Source organism: Paenibacillus marchantiae, assembly GCF_028771845.1.
Classification (GTDB): Bacteria; Bacillota; Bacilli; order Paenibacillales; family Paenibacillaceae; genus Paenibacillus; species Paenibacillus marchantiae.
The window spans coordinates 6,417,494-6,437,208 of record NZ_CP118270.1; the positions used below are offsets into that span (position 1 = coordinate 6,417,494).

15 protein-coding genes are annotated in these 19,715 nt (G+C 40.1%); all 15 read right to left on the reverse strand.

Features of this window, described 5'->3' with window-relative positions:
- Positions 1-79: 79 nt before the first annotated feature.
- The 15 genes from PTQ21_RS28935 to PTQ21_RS29000 all read right to left on the reverse strand — a co-directional run bounded on the left by PTQ21_RS28935 (position 80) and on the right by PTQ21_RS29000 (position 19,707).
- Positions 80-523 (reverse strand): AbfB domain-containing protein, encoded by a 444-nt coding sequence (locus PTQ21_RS28935; RefSeq protein WP_274568052.1) that lies wholly within the window; start codon positions 521-523, stop codon positions 80-82.
- A 201-nt stretch (positions 524-724) separates the two neighbouring features.
- Complete coding sequence (locus PTQ21_RS28940; protein WP_274568053.1) at positions 725-1,330, reverse strand: family 43 glycosylhydrolase; 606 nt, start codon at positions 1,328-1,330, stop codon at positions 725-727.
- A gap of 637 nt (positions 1,331-1,967) precedes the next feature.
- Complete coding sequence (locus PTQ21_RS31425) at positions 1,968-2,039, reverse strand: hypothetical protein (protein ID WP_338020328.1); 72 nt, start codon at positions 2,037-2,039, stop codon at positions 1,968-1,970.
- 169 nt (positions 2,040-2,208) lie between these two features.
- The gene (locus PTQ21_RS28945; RefSeq protein ID WP_274568054.1) at positions 2,209-2,445 is read right to left on the reverse strand and encodes a hypothetical protein; all 237 of its coding nucleotides are present in this window, start codon (positions 2,443-2,445) and stop codon (positions 2,209-2,211) included.
- Positions 2,446-2,516: 71 nt separating this feature from the next.
- Positions 2,517-3,368: a hypothetical protein gene (locus tag PTQ21_RS28950; RefSeq protein WP_274568055.1), complete on the reverse strand. Its 852-nt coding sequence runs from the start codon at positions 3,366-3,368 to the stop codon at positions 2,517-2,519.
- Positions 3,369-3,570: 202 nt separating this feature from the next.
- Positions 3,571-5,313, reverse strand: coding sequence for an ABC transporter ATP-binding protein (locus PTQ21_RS28955; RefSeq protein ID WP_274568056.1), 1,743 nt, complete (start codon positions 5,311-5,313; stop codon positions 3,571-3,573).
- A gap of 12 nt (positions 5,314-5,325) precedes the next feature.
- Positions 5,326-7,074, reverse strand: coding sequence for an ABC transporter ATP-binding protein (locus tag PTQ21_RS28960; protein WP_274568057.1), 1,749 nt, complete (start codon positions 7,072-7,074; stop codon positions 5,326-5,328).
- A gap of 10 nt (positions 7,075-7,084) precedes the next feature.
- Positions 7,085-7,339, reverse strand: a complete 255-nt coding sequence (locus PTQ21_RS28965; protein ID WP_079697393.1) for an acyl carrier protein — start codon at positions 7,337-7,339, stop codon at positions 7,085-7,087.
- Between the two features lie 2 nt (positions 7,340-7,341).
- Positions 7,342-8,082: a thioesterase II family protein gene (locus PTQ21_RS28970; RefSeq protein ID WP_274568061.1), complete on the reverse strand. Its 741-nt coding sequence runs from the start codon at positions 8,080-8,082 to the stop codon at positions 7,342-7,344.
- A complete protein-coding gene (locus tag PTQ21_RS28975) occupies positions 8,072-9,061 on the reverse strand; it encodes a cysteine peptidase family C39 domain-containing protein (RefSeq protein ID WP_274568062.1) in 990 nt (329 codons plus the stop codon). Before PTQ21_RS28975 ends, PTQ21_RS28970 begins: the two co-directional genes overlap by 11 nt.
- Positions 9,033-10,892 (reverse strand): non-ribosomal peptide synthetase, encoded by a 1,860-nt coding sequence (locus PTQ21_RS28980; protein WP_338020298.1) that lies wholly within the window; start codon positions 10,890-10,892, stop codon positions 9,033-9,035. Before PTQ21_RS28980 ends, PTQ21_RS28975 begins: the two co-directional genes overlap by 29 nt.
- Before the next feature lie 9 nt (positions 10,893-10,901).
- Positions 10,902-12,740, reverse strand: coding sequence for an asparagine synthase (glutamine-hydrolyzing) (asnB, locus tag PTQ21_RS28985; protein WP_274568064.1), 1,839 nt, complete (start codon positions 12,738-12,740; stop codon positions 10,902-10,904).
- Between the two features lie 137 nt (positions 12,741-12,877).
- Positions 12,878-16,351 carry a condensation domain-containing protein gene (locus PTQ21_RS28990; protein ID WP_274568065.1) on the reverse strand — a complete coding sequence of 1,158 codons (3,474 nt, stop codon included), beginning with the start codon at positions 16,349-16,351 and terminating at the stop codon, positions 12,878-12,880.
- A 25-nt stretch (positions 16,352-16,376) separates the two neighbouring features.
- Positions 16,377-17,594 carry an ACP S-malonyltransferase gene (locus PTQ21_RS28995; protein WP_079697387.1) on the reverse strand — a complete coding sequence of 406 codons (1,218 nt, stop codon included), beginning with the start codon at positions 17,592-17,594 and terminating at the stop codon, positions 16,377-16,379.
- The gene (locus tag PTQ21_RS29000) at positions 17,587-19,707 is read right to left on the reverse strand and encodes an HAD-IIIC family phosphatase (protein WP_079697386.1); all 2,121 of its coding nucleotides are present in this window, start codon (positions 19,705-19,707) and stop codon (positions 17,587-17,589) included. Before PTQ21_RS29000 ends, PTQ21_RS28995 begins: the two co-directional genes overlap by 8 nt.
- Positions 19,708-19,715: the final 8 nt, after the last annotated feature.

The following is a 19,715-nucleotide window of genomic DNA, read 5'->3' on the forward strand; positions in this document are numbered from 1 at the left end:
GATTCACTCCTTCTAAAGTAAAATGAGTTCAGTTTCTTGAGATAAAATGAGTTCAATTTCAATGGAAGAATCCAGAAGATTACTGTGCAACCTCTCGGAAGGTCGCGTCTGACTTATCGAGTGCGGTAACGACAGCTTCCAATTTCAGCACATTATTGTAATGCCTCAGATACAGGTTCGGGTTACTAAACGAGGCGTACGATGTCCAAGCGGCGTTAGCAAGTCCATTTACACGTTTGAACGTGGCATCATTTTGAAACGTAGCACTGCCGTCATTATTCACCAGTGTGATGTTGCCATTATTATTGCGCAGGAAATAGCCTGGATAATTCATGGCCTCAAACGAAATTCCTGTGGCATTCTCCAGCCCGGGAACGATGCGAAACTGTGCGTCCTCTGCGGGACTGACACTGGCATCGATTCGGGCCACATAGTTATAATGGCGAATATAGCTGCCTGGCACATTATAGGACTCCAGCTTGCGGATATCGCCAGGCTGCCCGGTTTCTTTCAACACGGTCATGTGCCGAACCAATCCGGTCAGACCGGCAAGCTCCTGCTTTGCACTCCAGGTCTGAAACCCGTCAGCAGAGTCGCTGTAATAATATTTTTGTGTAGAGTATCCGTCAAAATAGATTCGCCAAGAACCGTTATCCAGCTGGACAAGCGCAGGTCCCTCTACCCAGGAACCCCATCCTGCCCAATCCCCTGTCCCTTTGAATGTTTAAGGTCCAGTGAGGGAAGTAGCTGTAGCATATTCGATATACTTGGTGGTTTCATTCTTGGTGAATACGTGATAGGTTGATCCTGTCTTGACGATGAAGGTATCGATGTAGTTGGGTGCAATGCCTGCAAGCTCTGTGGCAGCAGACCATGTTGTGGAAGACAGCGTTGCATTGGTCGCTGTGATAACATAAGGTTTGAAGTTCTCATAATTGCCTGGGGAGATGGACACGATGATGTTCAGACTGCCGTTGCTGTCTTTGAACCATTCCGGTGCCCAGGTATGTGCAATCGTGGTGGGTGCAGATAGGGTAATATTGCGGACAAACGTCCAATTCACCTTATCTGTGCTTGATGCGATGCCGATCGTATTACCTGACCAGTTCGTGGTATAAACGACATAATACAGCCCATCCGTATGCTTCATGATGCTGGGATCACGGATCAGATTGGCCGGGGGTGTATAGGCAGGCCCTTTAAGCAAACCGTAATTAGTCGCATTGTAGGATTCATAGATATACAGATTGGATTCGCTCGTATTGGTAAAAGCCGAAATCGTGTAAACACTTGTTGCTGCTCTGGCTCTCCTCTCGTTAACATCGGTCATCTCCTTATCCAAGAGTGATTAGAATGATTAATTAGAATCTACCACATGGCGAATAAACTTTATCTTGGAGTTGCCCCTCTATAAGCAAACCTCACGACTACCTGTTCGAATTCCAATTACATGAGGCATTACTCCCTTCATAGATCATGGATGAACAATTGTTCTATATGTAAGTGAACACAATAAATGAAGTGAAAAACGTTATTTCTGCTCATTGTACTGATCTATTCACCACAGTTTTCCCATTTTCTTAGTCCAAATCACGCACAAAACTGAATTCGAAGGTTCATGACCCGAATTATTTTGACTAAGAAAATGAGGTAATATGCCTGCGGTAAAAGGTACATCTTTGCGTTGTATGATGCTATTTTCGAGTCCTAATCCATCTCTTGATGATTTATCTCTGGCATGCTAATGTGAATTGGTTGTATTAGGACTCATTTCTACAAAAGGCTGCTCCAACTCAATCTCGATTCAATTATCTTTCCCAAGCATGGCTGAATCGGTGCGACGGCTACGTCCAATGCATGATCTACTTCACGACAACCCAGGATAACGCATCAAGCAGGAATTGTACCCGTTCTTTTATTCTGCCTTCTTCGTCGAACAAAAGTAGTTCATTCTCTTCTTCCTGTAGCTAGGCTACTGGAATCTTGTAATCCTCTTGCGGACCAATCTGCCAGTGACGCCCCAGATGATGTCCGTTCAGCTTTGCTCATACCGGTCAGGCGAAGCGTCAGGTTTACCTAAGGGTGCTCGGAAACGAAAACAGTAAGCTTCACGAAACGCCAGCGGTACAAAACTGCAGGTGTTTGAACAAACATGCACCAAAAACAATTTATTTTAATAATAACTAATGAATTACAATTTATTATAAATCAAAAATTGTCAGTACAAATTGATGAACCTATAAAATTATTTCTAAATTCTTCTATAAACTCATTCAACCAATCTTCCCCATAATCCAATGCTCCCGTATCGCTTGGAATAAACATGACATCGAGAGACATAACCCAAAAACGTCTTACCAAAACGAACACCTCAACCGCTTCTTCATCTCGAACAGATAACGGACGTTTTGAACGATAGCCTTCCAATAATTTTTGCCAAAGCACGTCTTTCCTATCCTCTGCCTGTCTCTTTCGAATACGTACTTGTGCAAGATCATATGCACGCCATCCAGTCGCTACCCATTCGAAGTCATAATGTACGAATGATTCGCCACGTTGAAAAGCATTGTTATTGCCGTGCATGTCCCCATGCACAATCCCCAATCTAACCCTTGTGAAGTGATTGACTTCACACGCTGACTTAATGCATCAGCATAAGCTTTGAGAAACGCGACCTCTGGATGGTCCTCTCCAATATACTGAATGATATTTTCAAGTGGCTTCCATATTAAAGCCCTGCGTTTTAAGATCCTCGTATTTTTTTTAAATAAACTATTTTGTTCGTTATTAATAATATTAAACCGATGCAATAACTCAATTAAGAGCAAGTTCCTTTTCTGCATATTAAACGGCATTTTACAAATATGATATAAATGTTCTTTGTGATGCGCAGCGTAAACGATATCTTCGGCGTAATCTGCGTAACAACCAATCGCATTAATACCATATTCATCTATGTTATTCAGCAAGAATTGCGATTGCTCGAATGGTTTGATTTTAAAAGCATGAAAAACTGTCTCATTCAGTTGAAGTTCGGCCTCCAAAGCTTGGTAAGACAACGCGAAATCAGAATAAGATAGATGATATTCTTGTAAATGACCAAGTTGAACGCAATCCTCCAATAACCAAAAAGAATTTACTTTTTCATCATATCCGTAGATTAAAGTAGGATGGACTAAATGTTTTTTGTTATACTCAATACCGCCAGAAAAATAAAAACGATCCAGCTCGATAGATATATAATACCCTTGATTCAATTTTTGTTTTATCTTATTGAATATTTCAATTTGTGAGTCCACCTGTAACACATTGAATTCAAAAAATCCTGGAGATCTGGCAAAAGATACTGTACCTGCAATGTAAGCCATCCTTCATGCATGTAAAGCTTAAAGTCTTCTTCACTTGCTACTTCTGGAATTAACATTCGCTTGGCATAATAAGCTTTTGAAAAGCAAGGCAAATAGGTCCATTCTTCGTTATGTGCGCTCAAAACACTTAACATGTTATTTGAAACACAATCTATCCATAATTCGTTGTATGGTTTAATAGGTAATTCCATTTTTTTTATTTTTATCCCCGTTCCTTTGTGACATCTTCGAAACTATATTGCAAATCATGGAGTGTTCGATACTTTCCATTTAACTTCATTAGTTCGTCGTGAGTCCCATCCTCAGAAATTCGGCCATCCTCCATGACGATAATGCGATCTGCTAAAGGAATTAGATTCAAACGATGGGTAATCAGTATTGCAGCTTTGTTTTGCAAGAAATTCTCCAAGGCATCTATTATGATTTGTTCTTTCCCTGAGTCTAATGCCGATGTGGGTTCGTCCATAATTACCAATGGACTATCCTGATGAATAAATGCCCTCGCCAAGCCTAAACGCTGTTTCTGCCCACCAGAGAAATTGTCTCCCTTCTCACTTAAGAAAGTTTCATAAGACAGAGGCAAACGTTCAATATCTTCATTCACTCCCGCCATAGAGGCTGCATGACGAATATCCAGTTCCGTGGCCCCGTCCATAGCTAATTTAATATTCTCGCCTACTGTACCTGTGAACAAGAATATTGATTGACTAACGTATACGGACTTATTGATTGCTGATCTGAATTCGCCACTAGTAGGTTGGTAAAGTCCAGAGCATATTTTCGAAAATGTCGATTTACCCGAACCGCTACTTCCTATAACAATAACTTTTTCTCTTTTTTTCAACTCAAAATTGATATGTTCTAGAATCGTTTGTTCACTATTTTGAGGCTGATAAGAGACATCTCTCATAAAGATTATCGTATCTTCATGAATTGGTTTCCTATCATCCGAGTGAACGGTTTCGTTCTCATTTGTGCTTCTTTTTGTATTTAAAAACTTATTAATGCGTTGAAAGGCTCCTACTCCTTCTTGTAAACGACTATACTGATCAGACAACCCGATTACGGGCCATATCACTAATTCAAATAGAACGCTGAATGTCACTATGGCTCCTGGCGTTAACGTATTTCTGGAAGCCGCAATAGCTATAAAGATCAGAGCGGTTACATACACGAGCTGAAAACTTCTTTCCGTAAAAATCCGACTCATTGCGTTGGACATGGCAAGCTTCGTTTGGGATTGGTTAAGTGTTCCTCTTTGTTCCATAAACTGTTTGAGGTAAAGAGATTTTGCACCATACATTCTGATGACTGGCAAACCTTGAATAAATTCTTGTGATGTTTCTCTTAACTTTGTTTCATCTTCCTGTACACGACTAGCCTGATATCGAATCCTCCGATCAAATATACGACCAATCAGAAAAAGAACCGGGGAACCCACTGCCCCCAACAATGCCAATACCAGATCAATCCTAATTAAGTAAACAAAAGATAAGATAATGAGCAACAACACGGTGATAAATTCAATTATAGCTTCAATAATTTGCGAACCATGTTCAATATCCTCTTTTAAACGTGAAGTGAGCTCGCCAGAATGATATTTCTTTATTTCTTCATAAGGCATATGATTTAGTACTGCAAACAACTTCAACGTTAAATCACGATGGACATAGCCCAAAATTTTGACAATAATATGACGATGCACAGCCAATAACAGGATACCTGCAACTAATAAAGCGACCACAATTTGAACAAGATAAAATAAGTGTTCTTTAGTACTGCTGGTTGCCGTGTCGATAAATAATCCCTGGATTTTCGCAACGCCTACTTCAAAAATGACATCAACTAACATTAAAAAAGGAAGAAACACAAGCAAAATTCCGTATTTCTTAGTGTAAGACCATATAAGAGATACGGTCTGTCGTGTGCTAAAACGAAGTTCCAAGTACCTTCCCCCTCACAAAACCTTGCTCTGTATAAGTTGATAATACTTTCCTTTATTATTCATCAGTTCTTCATGGCTCCCCATTTCTTCAATAGTTCCTTCGTTCATGTAGACAATTTTGTTCGCAGAGCGTATTGTATCCAAATTATGAGCTATGACAATCGTTGTACAGCTTTGAACTAAACGATCCAGTGATTCCCTGAACTTTATTCCATTTTCAAGGTCTAATGCGGAAGTCGGTTCATCCAATAACAGGATAGGTGATTTCCGTAAATATACCCTTGCAAGTGCAAGCCGCTGAACCTCTCCTCCAGATAGCTGAACTCCACGCTCTCCAATACATGTCTCATAACCTTGAGGGAGCATTGAAATTCGATCATGCAAATGTGCAAGCTTCGCTGCATTCTCCACTTCGGTCATAGATATATCGCTTAGTCCAAAGCAGATATTCTCTCTAACAGAACCACTAAAAACGATTGCATCCTGGGAGACATAACCCAGACTAGATCTCCATTCGTTAAGATCCATATCTGTTATGGACACTTGACCACTTTTTATTACGCCTTCTGAAGGAGTATACAGTCGTAACATTAACTTCATCAAAGTCGATTTTCCTGCTCCACTTGGTCCGACAATGGCCAGCATCTGACCTGCTTCTATTTGAAAAGATATATTCTTCACCCCATTATTTCCGTTCGAATAACGATAACCTACGTTACTAAACATAATAGAATGGGAAGTTTGAGAAACGGAGCTCGAATTTCCAGTGAAAGTTTTATTATTTTCCTCTGGCAGATCACTAATGGTGAAAACTCGCTGTGCTTGTGTAATAGATTGAATCATCTCAGTCCACAAACTGGATATGGACAATAGAGGATTGATAAGTTGACCGCTGGTGACTACAAATGTAGCTAATGTCCCTGCAAGTAACTCCCCTTGAATGACTTGATACCCACCGAAACCCAACGTGAAAATCATACCACCAAAGGTAGCAAATCGATTCAGAGAATCGACAGATCTCTCGTACAAGGAGATTTTAAGGGTCCGCATTAGAACCTTGTTTAGCCTGCCTTCTAGTACATTTTGAAAATAATTTTGCAATTGATATGTCCGAACTTCTTCAACTCCCTGAACCGCTTCCTGCAAAACTACATCTCTTTGAGCAATCTCATCACCCTGATGGTCGTAATTCTTTCGCAGAACACGTGAAATGGGATACGTGATGATCGGGTAGAGTAAAGTAAAGCCAATCAATCCAATCGTCAGTGGAAGGTTAAGCCAACTGAAATAGGCTAAGCTTAAAATTACTTGTAAGCCATTTTGAAAAAAAACCAGAAGTTTTTCATTTACACCTGATTGAGCTTTATCGACAGAATGAAGTAGTCTACCCACAAGATCGCTACTATGATAGCCTTCTAAGGATTCATGCTGTTTACCGTGCAATTGATTCAGGACACTATGTTGCATAGCGGTTACAGATTTATTTTTCACTCGAATCATGACTCTGCCCTGTAAAAGACCTAACAAAACTTGTACAATTGTTGCACCTATCGCCAAAATGGCACCCATATAAACGCTATCAAGGGATTTTGTAGTTGCACCTGATATGATTCTACGGATAGATTCAAGGTATCCTATGTTAACAAAGGCTAAACATGAGATGATAAGCAATAAACAGAGGTAATGAAAAACATAGGCTTTAGAATGTTTGATTAGTCTGACAAACGTTTTACGTGTCGAATACACGGCTGTCTTTCCCATCTCGGCTCCTCTAGTTCGTATCTTCACTTTTGGATTGTTGTTCAATATACTCTAAGATTTCTCTAATGGTTGGAAAGTAACTTAAGTCTAATTTGGTTTCTTCGAATTGAATATCAAATTCATTTTCGATGAGAATTACAAGCTTAATAAAACTGATTGAATTTACTCCTGCCTCGATCAAGTTAGTATCCATGGAAAATTCAATATCTGCCTCCGGAAATTCTTTTTGGATCACATTTAAAAAACGTTGCTCTATGTTCTTCATATTTATTCACTCCCTGTACATGATAAGATATTCGTTTCAACTGAGATTTGTTGGAGAACTGACTGCTCATCTTCATGAATGAAGAAGTGACCACCTCGAAAAACCTTAACATCCGTGCAAGGAAGCGTAGTAAAATATTGCCATTCCATCACCGACTTCAGGTCACAAGGTGCATCCCGCTCTCCAATATACACCGACAATGGAATATTAAGAGGATCTGTTGGTATATGCTGATAGTTGTCAACTATATGGAAATCATTGCGGATAATGGGTAAAAACAAACGAAGGAGCTCTGGTTCCTCAAGCAACATTTCCGAAGTGCCTCCCAAATCCCTTAGTGTTTCTATTAGTTGATCGTCGTCCATATCCTTGACTTTTTCTTGCCTGGAAGTCCCGAATTTACCTGGTGGTAAACATCCTGATATGATGATGCGAGTTGGTGGAGGATCCCCATTTATTTGAATTTTTCTAGAAACTTCGTAAGCCAACATTCCTCCCAAACTATGGCCGAATATAATATAAGGTGTATCTATATCCCCTCTCTTTAATTGACTTAACAAATCTTGCGCACCTTCATCAATATTGGAATACAGTGGTTCGTTTAGACGGCTTCCATGACCACTCATTTCCAGCGGAATAACCTTTAAACTACTCTCTAATTCCTTTTTCCATTTATAATAAATAGAGGAGCTTCCACCGGCATAAGGAATGCAAAATAATATTGGTTTCATTTCAGTATTCATTGATGTGCTCCCATCCATTAATTTTAATCAGTCTCGTCTCCATTTCCACGATTCTGTTTAAGATGTCTTTGGAAGCCATCAATTGATTGGGAGAGTACATATCGGAAAAATATAATTTGCCCCAAATTGCCCGGATATTCTTCCATGCGTCCAATAGTTCTCCTATTGTCTGAAGCCGATCTGGTTTACTATCAAAATAAAAGTACCTCGCACACTCTACTTGTTTGGCTGCAACAATGCGATTAAATCCTAGAAATATGGACTCGGCGTATACCTGTATCTCACCCTCTTCTAGACATTTTTCTCCAAACCAAGCCGAATATTGTTCCAGTTGTTTGATACCCCCTGTGTACTTAGCGCGATGTTTAAATATGTTGTATTCATATGTTTCGATCCAATCAGAGACAAAAGGCTCTTGCTTCGATTCAAACCTATAGGTGGAAATAAGATTCTCATCCGCATGATCCAGTTGAAAAAAAGCATCGTAGCTTTCTTTAAGACTGGCATAAGAAATCCATTTCAATCCATAATTTAGGGATTCTTTGTTGGAGTGTTCCATAATAGCAAACTGCCTCGTATCATCGTTGTAACCAACAATCAATAACGTGTGGGCCCAATGTTCCTTATGATACATATCCAATCGAATATCTTCATAAAAACAATCGACCCATATAATAATAGGTTTATTCTGATGTATTGAACTGACAAGGTATTCTATAATATTTTCTTGTCGCCGGCTTGTGCAGACTTCATAGTTTTCTTCCTTAAATATTAATTCCGGATCTCGAAAAGGATAATATGTCATATCCAGCATGCCAGGCACTTCTTCGTCTTGACTATAAAACATAATATCATTAGAAATATGTGGATAGATGCTTCTATCCATCCATTCCAGCACGGAGAAAAGGGCGTTATAAAAACAGCTTTTGTAAAAAAATTGGTTGAACGGCTTAATCTCCTGAATGATTTTTAATGCCATGTACTTCCTCTCCCGCCTCTTTTCTTTCCACATATTCCGCTTCTACATACCGAGCAATATCAGAGAGGCGAGAATTTTCAAAAATAACTTCCAGTGTTAAATCCACCTCGTATTTTTCGTATACTTTAGCAATCATATTCATAATATTGATAGAGTTTCCTCCTAAATGTAAAAAGTGATGCTCTCTTCCAATGAATTCAACCCCCAAAATTTCCGTCCAGATCTCGGAGATTTCTTGTTCAAAGCGACCGACTGGCGAAACATATTCAACCATCTCAGGCTCAGGCAAAGCTGAATACTCAATCTTTCCATTCGCGTTAATAGGGAATTTAGAAAGCTCAATAAAGTACGAAGGAATCATTGGTTCTAATAAATGGTTCTCAACTTTTCGGATATAGGTTTCGTATGGATACACAGGTTCGTAATTTGCTTTAATTTCCGTATTCGGAATAACGTAAGCAATGAGAACTAACTCCTCGGAAGGTGCTTCTTTCACTATAACAGCGACGTCTTTCACAAGACCGGAAGCCATGATCACTCGCTCAACCTCAGCTAATTCAACCCGATGTCCTCTAATTTTGACCTGTCTATCTTTTCGCCCTAAAAACTCAATATTCCCGTCGGGTAATGCTCTTCCAATATCTCCAGTTTTGTAAACCAAATCGTTGTCGCGCTCTGAAAAAGGATTCTGTATAAATTTTTCGCGATTGAGACCTTCCTCATGGAGATACCCTAAACTTCGATACGGAGTACGTATAATAATTTCACCTTTTGTTCCAACTGGACACATCTGCAAATCATCATTCAATATAATGACACGAGTTCCGGATATAGGTTGACCGATGGGCATACTAGCTCGATACACATCTTGGGGTTTGATTCTATAAAACAATTTAGCCAACGTCGTTTCAGTAGGTCCATACAGATTAACAAGCTGTACCCGATCTCCAATGGCCTCATACCAAGATTTCAGCTTTTGCGGAACGATCTCTTCTCCTGCCAAAAAGATATATTCCAAACTCTTATAATGCTCTCGGTTGGGCTTGAAAGCAGTCATGTTCTTAAACAAACTTGGTGTACAATGAATTAACTGAACTCCTCTATTTTCTAGCCAATCCATTAACTGATTGGTGTTCAGAAGAGTCATCCTAGATTCGGGAATGCAGATTGTCCCGCCTGATAACAAGGGCACTAAAATATCTCTAAGGAATGGATCATGACTTGGAGAAGTGAGTTGACTCACCTTTTTTCTATATAACTCGAATTCACTAGTTTCCCACTCTACATAATGAGTGAGCCCTTTGTTTCTACCGAGTATGGCATGGGGAGTTCCGCTTGTTCCCGATGTGTAGTAAATATATATTGCATCATCCTCATCATATTCAACGGATTCCATTGGTTCGGAAAATAACAAATCGTCCAATTGCTTTCGATCTAGCGTTAGAACCTTAAGCCCAGCTTGCTCTAGTGAAACAAGTCCAGGCATAGAATCTGTAATGACCAATTTCAAATCGGAAGCGACCGCCATCGACAACAATCTTTGGTCTGGATAGTCTGCATCAAGCGGCACAAATACACAACCGGCTTGCCAGATTCCAAGCATAGATGCAATTACCATATAACGATCCTGGAAGCACACACCAACAAATGTGCCCTTCTCAACATTGTTCACGTGCAGCCACTGTGTGATTCGATTCATGTCCTTATATAACTCTGAATACGTGATATGACGACTTAAATATTCCACCGCACAGTAGTCCTTATATTGTGCGAAACTTTCTGATATTCTGTTCTGAATCGTATTCCGAACCTTGTCATCCAATCCATTCACCCATTTCTTTTATAAATCAGGCATATCAAACACATCTAAAAATACACAAAAAGTAATTATAATGATAAGTATGTCACTTTCGTAAGGGAGGTTTAATCTGAAATCATTACGACTATACTGCTCCACCAATTCATGCACAAAATCTGGATTGAAGTAGCCTTGCTTCTTTAATCGCTCTTTAGAGAGGAGGTTAATCAAATACTCGTCTGCCTCTCTAATTAAGTCGGGACTTCCGGGAGCGACAAAAGCGAATTTCGGCCGTTTGATAATCTCGTTAGGAACCATACTTCGTGCTATTTCTTTGAGAATATATTTTTCATTAAACCCTTTAAGCTTTAAGTGGGTTGGCAATTTTCGGGAGACAAATTCCATCAACTTATAATCCAGAAAAGGGTAACGCGCTTCAACCGAATGCGCATATGCCATGCGATCGCCATGACCTGCCAATAGATGTTCCGGTAGTCTCAATTTGAAATCAATGTAGGAACGTTTATGCAGCAAGTGGATATCCGCAATCTTCTCTTTAGAGATTACAGGATACCGGAGACAATCTATGGATTCAATGTCAGGAAGTATTTTCTCCCCATATAGCCTTAACTTCAATTGTCTCAGTTGACTATAGTCCCGTTCATAGAAAAAGCTGCCATCCCCCCATAACCTTTCTCGTATGGCAACCTCCTCTTCAGCGATGGACTGAGTCCCCTTTTTGGCGTTAAATTGATCAAACCGATAGCCTACATAGCCTGCAAAAAGCTCATCTGCTCCCTCACCGGTTAAGACCGCTTTAATACCTTCACGGTTCACCAGCTTGGACAGCATATAGGACGCTGTATTATAACTCTCCTTAAGTGCTGTTTCCGAATGCCAAACCACACTTTTCAAATGTTCAGTGATATCACGAATATCGAATTCGTGTTGGAAATGTTCCGATTTAATCTCATCGACAACTAACTTCTGATAGATAGACTCATTCATACTTTTATCAGCAAATGTAACGGAGAATGACTTCCTTGCCGATGGTGAAAGTTGAGAAGCTTTCAAAGCAATCATGGAAGAATCCAACCCCCCACTGACATAAAGTCCTACCGGGAAGTCAGCCGTTAGCCGAGTTCCAACAGCCTCGGAAAAAATATGGTCCAGTTCTTCAATGTAATCCTGCTCCTCGCACAATGAATCTTCTATTTCGTGCGACTTGGGATAAACGAGATCCCAATATTGAACCTTCTCCATGCGGTTACCAGTAATATGTAAATAGTGTCCGCTTTCCAAGCTGGAAATTCCATGAAATAATGTTCTGGGAGCTATAATACTGGGAAAAGTCAGTAATTGATCTAAAGCAACCAAGTCTACTTTTCTTTCCACAGATGGATGATGGAGGATGGATTTGATCTCCGATCCAAAAATAAAGTCATCGTTATTCACCGCGTAGAACACAGGGCATATTCCTGCCTGATCCCGAATCAAATACATCTCTTCTCGAACTGAATCATATAATGCAATAGCAAATTGCCCGTTTATATATTGCATAAACTTCATACCATATTTTTCATATAGATGAGGAATGATTTCCATATCACATTTTGTGTGTAAAACGTGCCCCTCAGATTGTAAGGAGCTTTTCAAGCTCTCATAGTTAAAAATTTCACCATTGCATATAGCAATAACTGTGCCGTCTTCATTAGAGAACGGTTGCTGACCATGTTCCCAATCCATCAAACTAAGGCGAGTGAATCCAAAAGCAACTCGATTCCCAATATATTTAGAATGATCGTCAGGGCCCCGATGATGAAGAACTTGCGTCATTTGTTCCAACGTACCTGGAACGATGACTTGTTCTTTAAAACGCATGTTATATACTCCACATATTCCGCACATATGACCCTCCACACATTCTTGCATAGTTTCTTCGATGAGACTTCCACATCAATGAGAACGATTCAATCAGAAGTGAATTCTAATCCAATGTAGCTGCTTATGACCCATCACTAGGTCAGATCGTCATTAAAATTGATCATGGTCTGTTTACTTTTCTCACTTCCCGTTAGCTCAAGCTCAACAATGCGTTGATCCATATTTCCGCATGTTTGATCTATTAAGAAAATATAATCATCTAACCATGCTTTCACAGTAGCTTCGTGATATAACTCTGTGCTGTAATCAAATACAATCGTCATCTGCTCATCTTGTTCATAGATTTCCATTTTGAAATCAAATTTAGCAGTATCATTGACAAAAGGTTTGCTTATAAAAGATAAATCGTCGATATTTCCAATGCTAGACTTATTGTTTTGCATGATGAACATCGTATCGAATAGCGGGTTTCGATTTAATGGAGTAGAGTAATCAAGCTCTTCAACCAAGAGTTCAAAAGGGTAACTCTGATTATTGAGTGCATCATGAACTGTTTTACGAATAGATTGCAAAAACACCCTAAATGTATTCTCTTTATTTATTTTCATTCGAAGTGCTAGCGTGTTAACGAACATTCCAACAATTCTATCCCACTCACTACGGGATCGCCCCGAAGTCGGTGTACCTACAACCAAGTCTTCTTGCCCTGCATACTTGTGTAATAACAATACATATATTGAGAGCAACACAGTATACGAGGTCGTTTGCTCCTCATGGGCAATGTCCTTAATTTTTCTAATTAAAGAGGTGGGTATATCCATTCGTAAATCCTGCCCGGTACCCTTTCTTACATTCGGACGGCTAAAGTCTGTGGGCATATCAAGAAGAGGGACTCCGTCCTTGAATTGTCCTCTCCAAAACTGCTGTTGTTTCCTTAGCGTCTGTTTTCCTTCTTCACCTTTCTGCCAGTTTATATAATCCTCATAGGTATACCTGCTAGATTCAATCGGATGACCATGATATAAATCAACAAAATCCTCCATTAGAATATTCATAGAAACACCGTCTGATACAAGGTGATGTACATCGAAAAAGAGGCAATGATGTGTCTCCGCACATTTTACTATAGCCACTCGAAACAAAAAATCGCTCGTAATATCAAATGGACGTACAAAATTTCTATATAATGACTCCATGGTCGATTGGGGTTCCAAATGTAAGTATTCAATGACCAAATCGTGTTTTTCGATCCTTTGCATAGCCATATCATTAATATAGTGGAACGATGCATGTAGTTGGCTGTGTCGAAGAACCAGTTCTTGAAGAGAGCGCTCCACTCTCTCTACATCCAAGGTCCCATAAATGTCCAGGGAGCCAGGCATATTGTAGCTTGTATTGATCTTTGTTCTTTGAAGGGCGTAGTATATCCCTCTCTGTGCATACGTAAGAGGTATAAATTCTTCTTTTTTATGGGTTCGATGAATATGGTCGAGGGATACCATCTGTTTCTTGTCCCATTGTGATTCTATATAACTTGCGAACTCGTAAAGTGTCGGACTGACTAATAATTGGCTAATTTCAAGATCTATATGAAGTTGGTCTCTTAATTTATTGATGATTTTCAAAGCAAATATAGAGTCTCCACCCAAATCGTAAAAATTTGCGTCTACATTGATTTCGCTGTATCCTAAGACCTCTTTCCAAATTTGGATCACCTTTTGTTGAATGGTATCGGCGTCTCCTGCATTGGAAGAATTATTCAGAGGAGATTGGTTTGTTACATCCAACCAACATCGAATTCTTTCAAATGGGTACACAGGCAATGATATTTTAGGCACCGGTTTCTCATACAGACTTTCAAGCTGAACCTGGTCACCTTGCAAGTAGCTATGCAAGAGCGTACTTACTGAGTCAGATAACGCTAACGGATGAAACAGTAACGGCGCTTCCGCCGCAGGATTAGTATAGTACACATGCTCTATCTTGTTGTTTTGCGGATTTAAGCGGATCGACTCCAATCTCTGGACAAGATCTTCATAATTATGGAACATAATTAATACTCGCTCCGCATACTGTCCCCTGCCCGTATTAATTGTATAACATAGCGCTTTCAAGTCAACATCTGGATTTAAAGACAAAAACAAAGCATAGGCGTTCATCAGTTCAACTAGTGTGCTGTAATTGTGAGCAGAAATAGTTAAAAACTCAAACGAGGTCTGACTTGTTTTTTCGATAATTGCACTCTTTTGTTCGTTCTCCACATACTCTTCAAGGACAAGATGACAATTCGTCCCACTCATACCAAAGGCACTGATTCCACAACGCCGGATGCCGGAACCTGCTTCCCATAAAGAGAAATCCCGATTCACGTAGAATGGAGAATTAATAAAATCAATCAGTTCATTAGGAGAATCAAAGTGTAGAGAAGAAGGAATCGCTCTCCTTTTCAAAGACAACACACTTTTAATGACTCCTGCAATTCCGGCCGTTCCATCCAAATGACCAATATTAGATTTTAAAGATCCAATGGCGCAAAATTGTTTTTGATCTGTGAATCTTCTCATTGCTTTTGTCAAAGCTTCAACTTCAATAGGGTCTCCGATCTTTGTACCTGTCCCATGAGTTTCAATATAAGATAGGGTACTCGGATCGATTCGAGCATCTTTCCACGCTTTAATCAGCACTTCTTCCTGCGCTGTTACATTAGGCGTCGTTATTCCAGCGGATCTGCCATCTTGGTTTATTGCGCTTCCCTTGATAATCGCATAGATATGGTCACCGTCATTTTTAGCTGCAAGTAACGGCTTTAATATAAGGGCAGCTACTCCTTCCCCACTCACGGTTCCATCTGCCCCCTCCGCGAAAGCACGAATCCGGGACGTAGAGGATTCTATACCGATCTGGCTTTGACTTTCTGTCGGTAAAATACTCAGATTCACTCCGCCGCATATAGCGGCCGTACAATCCCCGTTTCTTATCGCTCGAACTGCAGTATGAATTGCAACTAGTGAAGATGAACAAGAGGTATCAATTACCATACTCGGTCCCTTCAAATCCAACACGTAGGAAATTCGGCTGGCGATGATCGCATTCAGGCTACCTGCGACATTTTCTAATTCAGGAGCGATATCCTGCACAAAATCTTGATATAGCCCTCCAGCGTTGCCGCTAAAACCGAGATACACTCCGGTTTCGCTTCCTCTCAACTTCCTTCCTCCATACCCCGCATCTTCTATAGCTCTCCATGCTACCTCCAGAAACAACCTTTGATTGGGGTCCATTGCTTTTGCTTCAGCTGGCGATAGTCCAAAAAAGGGATAATCGAACTTATCAATTTGATTTAAAAACCCAGCTTTTACATACTGGGGATTCTCGATGTTCTTATACTTTAAATAGTCGTCTACATCTTTCTTTCTGTATTCCGGCAACTCACCGATCAGATCTTTGCCTTCACGAAGATTTGCCCAGAATTCATCTAAGGAATCCGCGCCTGGGAAATATCCTTCCATCCCAATAATAGCAATGTCTTTATTATCCATTTTCTGAATGGTCATTTCATTGAGTGGGGCGTTAGATGGTTTTATATTAAGGTCAGTCAATTTGATCATCGTGGCTTCCTCCTCTGCTCGATGTTTAACCCTGGCTTTCTATTCTCAAGTTATATTTGCGATGGAGGGCATGGAGGATCGTTGTTTTACTCTCCAAAGGTATCTTCTTATTTTCAAGAATAGTTAAGAACAATAGACCCGCTCGATGGATTCGATCTTCAGCAGTTCCCCGTGCACTTGAAAAGCTGTATTTTATGGCCTCTAACTCTTTGTATGCTCGCACAACTGTCCGATCATATTCAGCTACATCTTTATTGTAATTCCGAGTACCAGCTGCAATAGACAATAGATGATTATAAATCTCTGATTCATCATTCTTTTGATAATTTTCGAAATCATCCACGCTCGATAGTGCATGTACGTTTACACCTTCGAAATATTGAAGCATCTTCTGAAAAATATTTTTAGGCGGCATACTCGTTAGGTGTGTAACACCATGCCTAATGGCCGTTTCCATCGATTTTGTCCATAACACAGGTTTGGTCAGTTGCATTTCCAAGTTTTCCACGATACAATCAGCGCCCGTATAAGCTTGACCCGTTACATTAGAGATAATTGTGCATCGTGGAGGGCTCCATTCTACTGTTCTTAAACGCCTTCCAAGAAGTTCTCCTGCCTCGTGCATCAACGGACTGTGAAAAGCACCGGAAACCTGAAGAGGAATTACCTTATAACCTCTCTCTTTCCATTTCGTCTCTGCACTCATAAGATCACTTCTCTTACCTGTCAGCACAATCTGATTATCCGAATTGTACGCCCCAATCCAAATCTGCATATCGTTTAAGCGTAAATCAGCGCACTCCTGTTCAATATGCTGCAAGTCTTTTACTTCGTACTCTAAGGCAAACATGGCTCCGTTCCCCGAGTCGGCTACTTCCTCCATGACTTGCGCGCGATAATGTACAACGCGAAGTAAGTCTTCGAACGATGCGGCTCCAGAAGATGCAAGTGCAGAATACTCTCCTAAACTATGGCCTCCCATAATTTCGGGGGCCAATTGATGCATGTTCTGAAGTTGACGGTATGCTGCGACACTTAACACAAAAATAGCAATTTGGGCATTTATTGTTCTCTTTAATTGTTCTGACGTTCCACTAAAACATAGATTAGACACTGAAAAATCCAGGATATCACTTGCTTCATCAAATGTCCTTTTTATAATGGGGTAATGGTCATAAAGGGCTCTCCCCATACCGGTAAACTGTGCTCCTTGACCGGGAAAAAGAATCATTGTTTTATGCATAATAGGGGTCCATCCCTCTCAATTCCAATTTGAGGAAATCGATGATATCACCTCGCGTGATGAACTCTTCCCATTTTTCTTCTGGCAAGACAACACCGAATTTTTGATAGATTTCAGATAGGAATGCAAACTTATGCCAAACTTCCTCACTATTCAGATTAAGTCTGTCATTCCAAGAAACGGCGTTTTCTCCCCAAACGTTGTACATGGCATTTTCCACAATTTTTTCAAGTTCAGAAAGTCCCTCTTGTTGAACGTGCTCTACTCTCCTGGATTCCATAGGCAAAAATTTCAACTCAGTTGGTTGACTATGTAGGAGCGGGATATATTGTTCAGCATGAGTTAGTTCCTTCTCATTATTAATGAATATATCCCACTCACCCACAGATTCGATACACTCGCTTTTGCTTTCAGTTTCCTTTGCTGGCTCTTCATTCTCCAAGTATTCGTCGTCCAGACCTTGTCCATATACACAAACGATATGGCTTACTTCATCGGGTATACGTGACACAGGTATCGTAATCACTCGCTCTCCTTCGTGCACTACCTCATGTTCCATCCAATCGTTATCTCGTATAAATTGTTGGATGGCCTTATTTTTATCTCCGTTAATCAATACAAGTTCAATTTTGGTTAGTTGCCGTTCCAAGCAAAACTTTTTCAACAAAGAGAATACTGCAACCTCAACACCTCTTCCAAGGACTCGGCAACTCAGCAAAAAGGTATCAATAATCAATGCTTCTTGCATCATTTTAGTAATGATTAACCCCGTAAGGCCGTATGATCCAAAACGGTCTGTAACTTCAATCGCCCAACAGACATAATTCCGATCTTGCATCAATCCATACATTTCCTTTTCCGACCTTCGGATAATGGTTGAGTTGAACTGATTGGTTCGTTGAGTCAATTGTGCCAGTCTTGGAATCATACTAGAGTCGGCCACATCCATATACAATTGGAGACCCAGTTCATTCATATAATCTTCCGGCGACTTTGCTTCCAATGTTTTCCGCTGTGCATTGGTCAGCTGCATTTGGGTGCGTTTTCGGTCTTCATTTGTAATTAACAACTTGTCTAATGCCCATACATGGGATAAAAATGTAGGAATTTGCATTTTATCTTTTGGCAGTTTTAGAGTCAAAACTTCAGGCAGTTGATTCATAACTTCTAAACACTCATGTGGACTATCATCTATGAAAATGATGCTGTCCATTCCTAGGTTCAACTCTTGGGCAATCTCGCGAATATTTTCTGCCTTGCTCTTCCAGTTAATCCTCCAACTTACGAAATGTTTTTTTTGCAGTAACATATCCTTATGGTTTTCGAACACATTCCACACATCTGATTCGTTATTTTTGCTGGCTATGCACAGGAGCATACCTTCTTCCATTTTGGAAATCATGGTCTGCTGAAGTGATTGGAACGGCTTATCTATTCCTACATTTGTCTGGTTTTCACCACATATACCTTCCCATAAGGTATTATCACAGTCCAGCACAATGACTTTGAATTTCTGATTATTCAAAGCGTGCAATTGTCTTATGAGATAAGCCCCCATTACTGCATCAAACGACTGGGAGAATGGCATCTGCGCCAGATTATCCTTGACATAATCGAACGGATTCTCAATGACATACAATTTTTGGCTACGTTCAAAATCCACAAGGTGAACACCGGAAATGCCACTTAGAGCATTTCTCCATCGTTGGTTCAACTCTGTAATATAGCTAAATAGCGTGTTACTTAAACCTGCTTCGGTGGATATAGGGAAGATGGCTACGATGAGCGCCTCCTTTTGGGAGGCACTCTCAATAGCATTTAATGTTTCTTTAAAGGCATACTCTAACTTTTCACATTTTTGTGGTTCCATCATGTGGTCATCGTCACGAATCCAATCCTCAAATCTATTAAAAACAACGCGATAATCGAATGAGTTCATGAACTGACTTCTAGGGTATAACAAATCAGGTAACATCCGCTGCTTATGGAGCGTAACGTTAAGTTTGAAAGGTAACATTCTTTCTGCCCACCATTCCATATGCGGCACAATAGGGTCCGATTCAAAAGTCGATGTAATCACTAATTTACGAGTGTTCTCTTCTGCAATTGTCAATATAACCC